The sequence below is a fragment of the Longitalea arenae genome (assembly GCF_016924755.1).
In the GTDB taxonomy this organism is placed as follows: domain Bacteria; phylum Bacteroidota; class Bacteroidia; order Chitinophagales; family Chitinophagaceae; genus Niastella; species Niastella arenae.
Map to the genome: position 1 here is coordinate 180,467 of NZ_JAFFJX010000009.1, position 12,700 is coordinate 193,166.

Sequence of the window (12,700 nt, forward strand, 5' to 3'; positions counted from 1 at the left end):
ATCTTTATTTTCGCAATGCCAATATTTGAGGTGAGTAATAATTTGATATTCAATATCTCTATGTCCACGTACCCCGGCTTTTCCAGGCGCATGAAACTTGAAAACAATTATCTCAATTAAACCCTTTGTTGAGTATGAAAATTTTCTGTGTAGGCCGTAATTATGTGGCTCACGCAAAAGAATTGGGTAACGAGGTTCCAGAAGAACCTATCGTTTTTATGAAACCTAAAAGTGCTTTACTGCAGGCTCATACCCCTTTTTATTACCCTGAGTTCACTAACGAATTGCATTACGAATGTGAATTGGTATTACGCATATCAAAGAATGGTAAATACATTCAGGATAGGTTTGCCAGTAAGTATTATGATGCCGTAACAGTTGGTATCGACTTTACGGCCCGCGATATTCAGACTGAATTGAAGGAAAAGGGATTGCCCTGGGAAAAAGCAAAAGCCTGGGATAATTCTGCCGTGATCGGAAAGTGGATACCACTCACAAATATCAAGAACAAAAAAGACATCAACTTCTGCCTGTATAAAAATAAGGAGCTGGTACAGCAGGGTAATTCGGGTTTAATGATCAATAACTTTGATAAAGTAGTTGCTTATATCTCTAACTATTTTTCAGTGAATATTGGCGACCTGGTATTTACCGGCACACCAGCTGGTGTAGGCGAATGCGTGGTTGGTGACGAGCTGGAAGCCTTTATCGAAGACGACAGCTTATTAAGTTTAGAGATCAAATAACAAATAGATCATCACTACAAGGAAATAGCCTTTCCCGATTCCTCGGGAAGGGCTTTTTTTTAGCCTCATTTTTTCAGCCAAACTAACATTTGTTATTGTTACTTTTGCTGGTTAACTATGATGCATACCGATACTTTATTAAAGGCCTACCGGCTCATGTGCACCGCCAAAGCCATGGCCGAAACCTATGAAGCCAATCGTACCGCCTGCAAATACGTGCACTCTACATCCCGGGGGCATGAAGCTATTCAGCTGGCGGCCGCATTCCAATTGCTTCCATGCGATTATATCAGTCCATATTACCGCGATGAAAGTATTTTGCTGGGGCTGGGTTTTTCACCCTATCAGCTGATGCTGCAGCTGCTGGCCAAACGGGATGATATTTTCACCGGCGGCCGTGAATACTATTCTCATCCCAATTACCGCGGAGGCGATAAACCCACCATCATCCACCAAAGCAGCGCCACCGGCATGCAGGTGATCCCTACTACCGGTGTGGCACAGGGGCTTCAGTATCTTGAACAAATACATTCAGCCAAACTATTAAAAGGCCCTAATGGCGAATTGCCGGTAGTGATCTGCTCACTCGGTGATGCGAGTGTTACAGAAGGGGAAGTGAGTGAAGCCTTTCAGTTTGCCGTATTGAAAAAGCTGCCGATCATCTATCTGGTGCAGGACAATGGCTGGGGCATTAGTGCCAGTGCCGATGAAGTGCGCGTTATGGATGCATATGATTATGCCGGTGGTTTTCCCGGCCTGGATCGCGTACGGATCGATGGCAGTAATTTTGAAGAATGTTTCGATGCCATGCATCGGGTGGTACAATATGTACGGCAATATAGAACGCCTTACCTGGTGCAGGCAAAAGTGCCATTACTCGGCCATCATACCAGCGGCGTGCGCAAAGAGTTTTACCGCTCGCAACAAGACCTCGAACTGCATGCCCTGAGTGATCCGGCGCCCAAATTGAGAAAGCATTTATTGCAGTATGGTGTTGAAGAACAGGAGCTGCTGAATATAGAAAAGAAAGCCTGGGAAGATGTTGCCCGGCAATTTCAGGAGGCCCTGGCATCGCCGGAGCCCGACCCGGCTACTGTAACCGACTTTGTATTTGTTCCAACTCCTGTTACAGCAGAAAAAGGACAAAGGCAACCTGCCGGTAATGAAAAGATCATTATGGTAGATGCAGCGCTCTTCGCCATAAGAGAAATTATGGAAGATCATCCCGAAGCTGTGTTGTACGGGCAGGATGTAGGCCGGCGCCTTGGCGGGGTTTTCCGCGAAGCGGCTACCCTGGCCGAGCAATTCGGTGATCTGCGGGTCTTCAATACGGCCATCCAGGAAGCTTATATCATTGGTTCTACCGTTGGCATGAGTGCAGCAGGTGTAAAGCCGATCGTTGAAGTACAGTTTGCTGATTATATCTATCCCGGCTTTAATCAGCTGGTGACAGAGATCTCTAAATCATGTTATCTCAGTTGTGGCAAGTTCCCTGTTCAAACAGTAATACGCGTGCCTATTGGCGCTTATGGTGGCGGCGGGCCCTATCATAGCGGCAGTGTTGAAACTACATTACTATCTGTTAAAGGAATTAAGGTAGTGTACCCTTCCAATGCCGCAGACATGAAAGGCTTGATGAAAGCAGCTTTTCTTGATCCCAACCCGGTCGTAATGCTTGAACATAAGGGTTTGTATTGGAGCAAGGTACCTGGTACCGAAGACGCAAAAACTATAGAGCCATCCCGTGATTATATTTTGCCATTAGGAAAAGCGAACTTGGTTTTGCAGGCAGATACAGAAAAAGTTACGGTTGGTGACTCCTGTTGTATCATCACCTACGGAATGGGCGTTTACTGGGCCCGCACTGCTGCAAAGCAATTTCCTGGTCAGGTTGATATTATTGACTTGCGTACCTTGTACCCATTAGATGAAGCACTGATCTTTGAAACCGTAAAAAAACACGGTAAATGTTTAGTGCTTACTGAAGAACAGCAGAACAATTCCTTTGCAGAAGCCTTAGCGGGAAGAATTTCCTATACCTGTTTTCAATGGCTCGATGCGCCGGTTGTTGTATTAGGTGCGTTAAATGTACCTGCGGTGCCCATGAATATGCAGTTGGAACAAGCGATGTTACCGAATGGTGAAAAAGTGGCAGCGTTGATTAAACACTTGTTAGTTTCCTGATCAAGATCAGTTATATACACTTCTAGATAATTTTATTATAGCGTTTTATTCTACAAGATAAGTAGGTTGAATCGTACATCCTATCCTTCTGCCGTTTATAATATTTTAACACGTAGCGTATAATAAAATTTGTCTTATTTACGTAGAGTTACGTACTTCAAACTACCTAAGCAGCCATGAAAAACAGATACCTGAAGGGGGCCCATCTTTCTGAGCGGAAAGTTCGGGAACTTATTAAATTATTCTCGGAAGATCTGACAGCCACACAGATCGCCAACATCACTGGAATTAGTCGGATTACGGTAAATGCGTACTTCAAACTAATTCGTACACACATTGCGAAATTTTGCGAAGAAAGGAACCCATTTCATTTTACGAATGGAACGGTTTCTTATCATGCATCGGAAAATGGCACTGTAGCCGGTAACGGAGCAGTATCAAAGAAATCGTTTTACGGCATCTTTAAAAACGATGACACCATTTATGCCGATAAGATCGCAAACATCGATTCGGAGTGGATGTACGATTGGTTAAAAGGAAAAACCGAAGGTGAACGCGACATCATTGAAAAGCATCGCCTGCATTTATTCAACGGCATTGCCGATTTCAACAGCATCCGCTTATACCGCATCAATGAATCGGTTACGGGTGTTAGCCGCAGTAAGTCGCATATCGACGAGATCGATATGTTCTGGGGCATGCTGAAATCGCGGTTAATTAAATTCCGTGGATTAAACAGCGGTACGCTTTATCTTCACGTTAAAGAAACTGAGTTCAGGTACAACTACAGGGAAAATGATCTTTTTGAGCTGTTGATGGAAATTTTGCATAAACGGCCTTTGCATTATTCTAAAGAAGTGATTAAATAGTTGTTTTTGACCGTTTACGGTCGAAGACCCAAGACACTCCGGGGATTTTCATTCTATAGCCTATCGCAACTCATCCCTGGATCATATAAAACCAGTTGCGGTAATAGAATTTTTCTCATGTGACTCGCAGGTGGTTTCTACCACCTGCTTTTTTTATGCCCTGCGGGTAAATGGGTATTTAACCCATAAAAAACAAATTCGGTAATTTGCAGCAGGCTCATTTAAAGGCCTGTTTTATGGGGCACGACCATTCACATGCACATGCTCATTCGCATGTATCGTTCAATGAAGCCAGCCTGAAAGCGTTTCAGGTAGGCATTGGGCTGAATGTGCTCTTTGTGCTCGTGGAAGTAGGCGCGGGGCTGGCATATAAATCTATTTCCCTCCTGAGCGATGCGGGTCATAACCTGGCAGATGTGGCCAGTTTACTGCTTTCCTATTTTGCTTTCAAGCTCGCCCGCCGGCAGGCAACCATGCGTTTTACCTACGGTTATAAAAAGACCACGGTCCTGGCGGCTTTTCTAAACGCACTATTGCTGCTGCTGGCCATTGGTATACTTGGCTATGAATCGGTACTTCGTTTACAGGCGCCGCCGCCTGTACAAGGTACCGGTATTGCCTGGGTGGCCGCCGTTGGCATTGCCGTGAACAGTATTTCTGCCTTTCTTTTCTTCCGGAACAAAGATGCCGATCTCAATATAAAAGGCGCCTACCTTCACCTGGTCGCCGATGCGCTGGTATCGATTGGCGTAGTGGTGGGCGGCATTGTCATTTCCTTTACGAATTGGTACTGGCTGGATCCCCTGATCGGGCTGACCATCATGTTCATCGTGCTCGTTGGCACCTGGTCGCTGCTGACAAACAGTTTTAAAATGTCGGTTGATGCGGTGCCGGCAGGTATTGAGCTGGACGAGATCTCAAAGGTTATTTTAGCTGTGAAACATATCGTGAATGTGCATCATATTCATATCTGGCCATTAAGCACAACGGAAAATGCATTAACTGCGCATGTTATTATTGAAGAATGTTTGCCCTTTAATGAAAAATTAAAAGTGATCCGGCAGCTCAAACATGAGCTGTTGCATCATAATATTCACCACAGTACTATTGAACTGGAGTCGGAGACCATTCATTGTCCCGATGAGAATGAGCGGCTGGAGCCACATGCTCACTAATCTATTGGTTTATCGGAACGGCTCACATATTTATAGATCATTTCCGAAACTTCGGCCATGGCCTTTTTGGCCTTCTCTTCATCCTGCAGATCTTTTGATAATAAGACCAGCACATATTTTTTTCCGTTGGGAAAAAAAACGATACCCGAGTCGTGCTGCACATGTGAGATATTGCCTGTTTTATGGGCGACCTTCACCTCCCTGGGTAAACGGGCAGGTATGATCTCGTTGAAGTGTTGATCTAATAAGATCCTGATCATGGCATCGCAGGCAGTACTGTCGATGATTTCGCCCCGCGCCATTTTTTCAAAGATCACCAGCAGGTCAAGAGAGGTGGTTACATTATTGAACCCTTTCGCATAGGCCCTGGCGTCTTCCACACCCCGCAATACCTGTATTTTACCGGCGCCCAACTGCCGCATGGTTTGGGTAACATTCCTTGCATTTACCAGTTCAATGACCATATTGGTAGCCAGGTTACTGCTCATAATGATCATATCATACACCAGGTTATACAAGGATCTTTTTTCTCCTAAATGACGATAGAGTTCCTGCTCGCTGTCATCATCGGGGTTCAGACTGAACGTACTGCTGTCAACAATACTTTTAAACTGATTTCTCAATACAAAGGAATCGTTCAGGGAAAAACTGCCGGCAGCCGCCTGTTTATATACCTCTATCATTACAGGTGTTTTCATGGTGCTTGCTGCATGAAAATAGGTTTGCTCATTGATGAGCAGCGTTTCTCCTGTGGAAAGGTCTTTAAAAGCAACGGAGAATTTCCCGGGTTGCTCAGCCAGTTTGTCGTTGATCTGGTCTTTCAGTTTGTCTAATGTCATACGGTTTGAACAGGCACAAATAAGGAAAAGGCTACAAAACAAGATGTTTATTTTCGGATAAATGGTCATAACGGTAGTTATACATCGAAGATAATAGAAATACAGTTAGCGGTGAACGCGTTGTTCAAAACCGGCCACTTTCGGAAAAAAGCCTTATCTTGAAATAGGAGTGGTACCACCTATTATTCGAAAATTACGGCCAATGCTTCAAAATCAACTGCTATTTCTGGTAGATGACGACATAGACGATCAGGAAATTTTCAAACTGGCTTTGGCAAAAGTGGATGGTGATCTTGAATTATTAACAGCTTCCGACGGTTATGAAGCGTTGAATACATTATTAGCGGCCGCTACCTTGCCTGATTATATCTTCGTTGACCTCAACATGCCCCGCATGAACGGATTACAGTTCCTTAAAGAAATAAAGCAACAGGATGGATTAAAAAATATTCCGGTGATCATTTATTCTACAAGCTCGCATCCGGGCGATATTGCCAAAACGAAAGAACTGGGGGCTGTTTCATTTGTTACCAAACCTTCCCGCTTTGCAGAACTTTGCAATCTTTTGCAGTCGTTGATCAAATCGCAGCAGGTATAAGCAATGGGCCGGGCGTTATGCTGCAAAGATCATAGTTGTTCAATGACTCTTTTAAAAACAGTGCTTAATTTTTGATCGGCCTTGGCCGCCACCGCAATGATCTCTTCAATTTTTACGGGTTGCAGGTTATCGGGGTCACACTCATCAGTTATAACACTGACGGCGGCACATGGCAGGCCAATCTGGTTGGCCACAATTACTTCCGGCACTGTGCTCATTCCTACCATATCAGCACCGATCACTCTAAGAAAGCGGTATTCAGCTCTTGTTTCCAGGTTAGGTCCGGGTACAGCTACATAAACGCCTTGTTTAAGGGGCACCGATAACTCCAGAGCCGTTTTAATGAAAAGTTTATTCAGGCGGATATCATAAGGCTGGCTCATATCCGGGAACCGGGGGCCTAATGCTGGTGCATGCATGCCGCGTAAAGGATTTTCCGGTTGCAGGTTGATATGATCCGTAAGCAAAACAAGGTCTCCCTTTTTATATTCCGCATTCATACCGCCGGCAGCATTGCTTAACAACAAGCTGCTAACACCTAAATTTTTGAACACCCGTACCGGAAAAGTGATCTGTTGCATGGTGTAGCCTTCATAATAATGAAAACGCCCCTGCATGATCAAAATCTTTTTATCATTTACGTTGGCCAGGGAAAGTTTTCCTTTATGCGATTCAACAGTAGAGGTCGGAAAATGCGGGATCTCATTATAGGATATTTGCCGGATCACTTCCACCCGGTCGATAAATGTTCCCAGCCCCGTTCCTAAAACAATGGCTGTGGTGGCGCCCGTAAATCCTTGCTCTGCTAAAAATCCAGCCGTTTCTGCTATTTTTTCAAGAATGTCGTTCATCCCGCGATTTTTTTTCAAAATAAAGTATTCCGGCGGTTATTTTGAAGCATTTGGATACATTTATTGACTGTAATGCAGAGATATGACAGCCTTCTTCGGCAGATTATTTGTATTCTTTACATATGATTGAATTGTAAAATCCACTAATTTAGTGGGGTATACTTCACAAAAGCCAAGTAAATGCCAATGCAGATCAGCAAACCATTCAGTACGATTGCCCTGATAAGTATTTTCGGATTGTTTCAACCTGGCCAGACTGCAGCCCAGCAGTTGAACCCTGCCCGGCCAAATATTATTTTTATTCTTGCTGATGATCTTGGTTACGGTGACCTTGGTTGTTATGGACAAAAGTTGATCCAGACACCTCATCTCGACGCCATGGCCAAACAGGGTATGCGGTTTACGCAGTTTTATGCAGGCACCTCCGTTTGTGCCCCATCACGTTCGTCCCTGCTTACTGGTCAGCATACGGGCCATACGCCCATTCGCGGCAATAAAGGAGTAGAACCCGAAGGGCAGTGGCCCCTTCCGGATTCTGCCATTACCATTGCCGAAGTAATGAAAAAGGCCGGTTATACCACCGGTGATTTTGGAAAGTGGGGGCTGGGGCCCGTAGGTTCTTCCGGTGACCCCGTAAAACAGGGCTTCGATCATTTTTATGGATATAACTGCCAGAGTAAAGCGCATAACTACTATCCCGATCATCTATGGGAAAACGATCAACGCATCGAATTTCCCGGGAACACAAGGGAGAAATTCACGGACTATTCAGCCGCTTTGATCCAGCAAAAGGCACTCGCATTTATCGATCAGCAAAAGAGCAAGCCATTCTTTTTATATCTGTCTTATACATTACCGCATGCTGCATTGCAGGTACCCGATGACAGCCTGTTTGAGAAATATAAAAAACTTTTTAATGAACAGCCGGTCGAGGTGAAGGCCTGGAATGGAAAAGGTTATGCCCCACAGGCGTATCCACGCGCTGCATACGCTGCAATGGTTAGCCGGCTGGATGTTTATGTGGGCGAGGTATTGCAAAAATTACGCGCGCTCGGCATTGATAAAAATACCCTGGTACTCTTTTCAAGTGATAACGGTCCGCATAAAGAAGGGGGAAATGATCCCGAATACTTCAACAGTAGCGGGCCATTGCGCGGCGTAAAAAGAGACCTGTATGAAGGCGGCATCCGGGAACCGATGATCGCCTGGTGGCCGGGAAAAATAAAGGCAGGCAGCACTTCTGATTTTACCGGCGCCTTTTGGGACCTGCTGCCCACTTTTGCCGATTTGGCAAAGCAACCGGAACCCCGCAACATCGACGGCATTTCAATAGTGCCGGTTTTACTGGGCCGGAAAAATGCACCAACACATCCCTGGTTATATTGGGAGTTTCATGAACAGGGCGGAAAGCAGGCCGTGCGTATGGGTAAATGGAAAGGCATTAAATTGAATGCTGCCAGCGCACCGGACGGACCAATAGAATTATATGACCTGCAAACAGATGTTGGCGAGAAAAATAATATTGCCAGCAAACATCCCGATGTAGTAGAGGCCATCAGAAAGATCATGCAGCAACAGCATCGCGAAAGTGCCGATTTCCCTTTATTTACCAGAGCGGCAAAACAAGAATAGCAGTAAAAATAGTACATGAGCTTACCAGGAAATTACAAAAGAGTATTCAGTTGGTTTTGTGTTGTAGCAGTGGTTACAGCAAATACCGGTTGCCAGCAAACCAGTGGAACAACTGCCGTACAAAAAGATAGCCTGCCAGCAGAAGATACGGTGATGTCGTGTACAGCTAAGATCCCAGCCCGGTTTGCCGCTGGCACGCCAGCAGATTCAACTATAATGCCGAGTAAAAACGCTTCTTACGAAGGCATGGTTAAAATTCCGGCTGGTGATTTCTTAATGGGTTCGGCTGACAAAGAAGGCAGGCCCGATGAATATCCGCAACATGCCGTTCATGTAGATGGCTTTTATATGGATGCTAATGAGGTGACCAATGCCATGTTTTTGGAATTTGTAAAAGCAACCGGCTATATTACTACGGCCGAACGAGCGCCCGACTGGAATGAATTAAAAAAGCAATTGCCGCCTGGTACACCAAAACCCGCTGATAGTTTACTGGTAGCAGCTTCGCTGGTTTTTACCCCCTCATTGCAACCAGTACCGCTGCATGATGCTAGCCAATGGTGGCAATGGGTAAAAGGGGCCAACTGGAAACATCCGCAGGGACCCGGCAGCAGCATCAAAGGAAAAGAAAACTTTCCGGTAGTACATGTATCCTGGGACGATGCCATGGCTTATGCTAAATGGGCTGGTAAACGTTTGCCCACAGAAGCAGAGTGGGAGTGGGCTGCCAGGGCAGGGCTGGCCAATCAGCCTTTTACCTGGGGCAGTGAACCGGTAGAAAAAGGAAAGCCCAGGGCAAATATCTGGCAGGGGCATTTTCCCGACCGTAATACCGCGGCGGATGGGTTTACCGGCGTAGCTCCGGTACGATATTATGCTGCAAATGCGTATGGATTATATGATATGGCTGGAAATGTATGGGAATGGTGTTCAGATTGGTACAGGTCGGATTATTATGGTCAGGCTGGAAGCAAATCGGCAAATCCTGCCGGACCAGCAGCCAGTTATGACCCTGAAGAGCCCAGTGTTCCCAAACGGGTGGTGCGCGGTGGTTCATTTTTATGCCATGCATCCTACTGTGCCAGCTACCGGGTATCGGCCCGCATGAAAACATCTCCCGATACTGGCCTTGAACATACCGGCTTCCGCTGTGTAAAAAATTAATGGGTCGATTACTCTCATATTGTATGCCCTTCATTTAGTTTACCAAAGCACCTGCCTGTTGGTAAACGATAATGATTGGGCGACTTGCAAATACCTCTGTTTTTTCCGCAATGAACTTTTACCCTGCGTATTGGTTTATATAGCCGTTATAGTATCCGCTATAATGGATGTGACTTTTCCTGCAACCGGTTCCTTTCAATTCCTTGTCAATTGCTTAGCTGATTTTAGAAAAAAATATATGAAGCTGGCGTCTTTTAAATTTTGCAAAATCGTTTTAGAAGTGTAACATTGTTACAAATTTACTGCTACTTACACTCTATGGATACAATTAAATTGACTGTGTACATGAGACTGATTATTTGCCTGACGATTGCTGTTTGTTGTATGAATTCCTACGCCCAGGTAGGGCAAAACGCCTTCGAACCTGTAGATTATGTGAATCCATTGATGGGTACAGATTCAAAACCCGGTCTTTCGAACGGAAATACATATCCGGCCATAGCCCTTCCCTGGGGCATGAATTTCTGGGTGCCGCAAACCAATACCATGGGTAATGGCTGGACCTACCAGTATGCTGCTGACAAGATCCGCGGATTCAAACAAACGCATCAGCCTTCTCCCTGGATCAATGATTATGGCCAGTTCAGCATTATGCCGGTGACCAGGAAAATGCATTTTGACCAGGACAAACGCGCCAGCTGGTTCTCACATAAAACAGAAAGATCCACGCCCTACTACTATAGCGTGTACCTGGCTGATCCTGATGTTACCACCGAAATAACGCCTACCGAACGTGCTGCACAATTGCGTTTTACATTTCCTGAATGCGACAGCTCATTCATTGTGGTAGATGCATTTGATAAAGGATCCTATATTAAAATTATTCCCGCCGAAAGAAAGATCATCGGCTATACATCTGCCAATAGCGGAGGCGTGCCCGCAAACTTCAAGAACTATTTTGTAGTGTATTTTGATAAAGCATTCACCATTGCTCATACCTGGCATAATAAAACACTGGCCAAAGATACACTGGAGCTTCAGGCCGATCATACCGGTGCTATCATAGGCTTTAAAACGGCTAAAGGCGAAAAGGTGCACGTAAAAACAGCTTCTTCATTTATCAGTTTTGAGCAGGCTGAATTGAATGCACAGCGCGAACTCGGCAATGATTCTTTTGATAACACCTGTAAAAAAGCACGCCAGAGCTGGAATCGCGAATTAGGCCGCCTGGTAGCAGAAGGTGGCAGCCCAGAGCAATTGAAAACTTTTTATTCCTGTTTGTACCGGGTGCTCTTGTTCCCCCGCAAATTCTATGAATACAATAAAGCGAATGAAATAGTACATTATAGTCCGTATAACGGACAGGTATTACCGGGTTATATGTTTACCGACAATGGCTTCTGGGATACCTTCAGGGCAGTGTTTCCTTTCTTTACATTGATGTACCCAACCCTGAACAGCCAGATCATGCAGGGACTGGTGAATACCTACAAAGAAAGCGGCTGGTTGCCCGAATGGGCCAGTCCGGGCCATCGGGATTGTATGATCGGTTCTAATTCTGCTTCGCTGATTGCAGACTCATACATAAAAGGGATCCGTGGCTATGATGTTAATACATTGTACGAAGCGCTTCTAAAGAATTCAGAAAACGAAGGCCCGCTTACCTCCGTTGGCAGAAAAGGCGTTCAATTTTATAATGAGCTGGGTTATGTTCCCTATGATGTAAAGATCAATGAGAACGCCGCACGTACGCTGGAATATGCTTATGACGACTTCACGATCAGCCAGCTGGCGAAAGCTTTGAACCGGCCGAAGGAAGAGATCGATCGCTTTGCGCGCCGAAGCATGAACTATCGCAATCTGTTCGATAGCTCAACATTGCTGATGCGTGGGAAAAACAAAGATGGCCGCTTTCAATCGCCATTCAATCCATTTAAATGGGGCGATGCATTTACGGAAGGCAATAGCTGGCATTATACCTGGAGCGTGTTTCATGACGTACAGGGTTTGGCGAAGCTTATGGGCGGCCGGAAAATGTTCGCTAAAATGCTCGACTCGGTATTTGCGCTGCCACCGGTATTTGATGAAAGTTATTATGGCGGTGTTATTCATGAAATACGTGAAATGCAGATCATGAATATGGGACAGTATGCCCATGGCAACCAACCCATTCAGCATATGATCTATTTATACAATTATGCCGGCGAACCCTGGAAAACACAATACTGGATCCGGCAGGTAATGGATAAATTATATCATCCTTCGCCAGACGGCTACTGCGGCGATGAAGACAATGGACAAACCTCGGCCTGGTATGTATTTTCCGCAATGGGTTTCTATCCTGTTTGCCCGGGTACAACGCAATATGTTTTTGGAACTCCTTTGTTCCCCAAAATGACCCTCACCTTTGAGAATGGAAAGAAACTGGTGATCCAGGCGCCGGGAACTGCCAAGAACTCGTTTTACATCCATAATATTTCATTGAACGGCATTGCGCATCCGAAGAACTGGATAGACCACGGTCAATTGCAAAAAGGCGGCACTTTGCAGTACGACATCAGGAAAGAACCATCATACAACAGAGGAACAACACCCGCAGCATTTCCATTTTCAGTATCTCCGGCCCCGAACCGGTAAGACAT

The 12,700-nt window shown here is 45.3% G+C and carries 10 protein-coding genes; 8 read left to right on the top strand and 2 right to left on the bottom strand.

The features are described from left to right. Positions 1-134: 134 nt before the first annotated feature. The 4 genes from JT717_RS18555 (at position 135) to JT717_RS18570 (ending at position 4,974) form a co-directional block, all read left to right on the top strand. Positions 135-746, top strand: a complete 612-nt coding sequence (locus JT717_RS18555; RefSeq protein WP_205512319.1) for a fumarylacetoacetate hydrolase family protein — start codon at positions 135-137, stop codon at positions 744-746. A 117-nt stretch (positions 747-863) separates the two neighbouring features. Next, positions 864-2,930, top strand: coding sequence for an alpha-ketoacid dehydrogenase subunit alpha/beta (locus tag JT717_RS18560; RefSeq protein WP_205512320.1), 2,067 nt, complete (start codon positions 864-866; stop codon positions 2,928-2,930). A 176-nt stretch (positions 2,931-3,106) separates the two neighbouring features. Further along, positions 3,107-3,799: a hypothetical protein gene (locus JT717_RS18565; RefSeq protein WP_205512322.1), complete on the top strand. Its 693-nt coding sequence runs from the start codon at positions 3,107-3,109 to the stop codon at positions 3,797-3,799. A 236-nt stretch (positions 3,800-4,035) separates the two neighbouring features. Continuing rightward, positions 4,036-4,974, top strand: coding sequence for a cation diffusion facilitator family transporter (locus JT717_RS18570; protein ID WP_205512324.1), 939 nt, complete (start codon positions 4,036-4,038; stop codon positions 4,972-4,974). Here JT717_RS18570 and JT717_RS18575 read toward each other — a convergent pair. After that, positions 4,971-5,813, bottom strand: a complete 843-nt coding sequence (locus JT717_RS18575) for a serine hydrolase (RefSeq protein ID WP_240348233.1) — start codon at positions 5,811-5,813, stop codon at positions 4,971-4,973. The two genes, JT717_RS18570 and JT717_RS18575, sit on opposite strands and share 4 nt — an antisense overlap. A 202-nt stretch (positions 5,814-6,015) precedes the next feature. Between JT717_RS18575 and JT717_RS18580 the strand changes: the two genes are divergently transcribed. Then, complete coding sequence (locus JT717_RS18580) at positions 6,016-6,411, top strand: response regulator (RefSeq protein ID WP_205512328.1); 396 nt, start codon at positions 6,016-6,018, stop codon at positions 6,409-6,411. A 29-nt stretch (positions 6,412-6,440) separates the two neighbouring features. Here JT717_RS18580 and JT717_RS18585 read toward each other — a convergent pair whose 3' ends face one another. After that, complete coding sequence (locus JT717_RS18585) at positions 6,441-7,262, bottom strand: purine-nucleoside phosphorylase (protein WP_205512330.1); 822 nt, start codon at positions 7,260-7,262, stop codon at positions 6,441-6,443. A 186-nt stretch (positions 7,263-7,448) separates the two neighbouring features. On the opposite strand from JT717_RS18585, the gene JT717_RS18590 reads away from it, so the two are divergent. The 3 genes from JT717_RS18590 (at position 7,449) to JT717_RS18600 (ending at position 12,695) form a co-directional block, all read left to right on the top strand. Then, positions 7,449-8,894 carry an arylsulfatase gene (locus JT717_RS18590; RefSeq protein WP_240348235.1) on the top strand — a complete coding sequence of 482 codons (1,446 nt, stop codon included), beginning with the start codon at positions 7,449-7,451 and terminating at the stop codon, positions 8,892-8,894. Positions 8,895-8,909: 15 nt separating this feature from the next. Next, on the top strand, positions 8,910-10,058 hold the full coding sequence (locus JT717_RS18595; protein WP_205512334.1) for a formylglycine-generating enzyme family protein: 1,149 nt from the start codon (positions 8,910-8,912) through the stop codon (positions 10,056-10,058). A gap of 345 nt (positions 10,059-10,403) precedes the next feature. Then, positions 10,404-12,695: a GH92 family glycosyl hydrolase gene (locus JT717_RS18600; RefSeq protein WP_205512336.1), complete on the top strand. Its 2,292-nt coding sequence runs from the start codon at positions 10,404-10,406 to the stop codon at positions 12,693-12,695. Positions 12,696-12,700 lie beyond the last annotated feature (5 nt).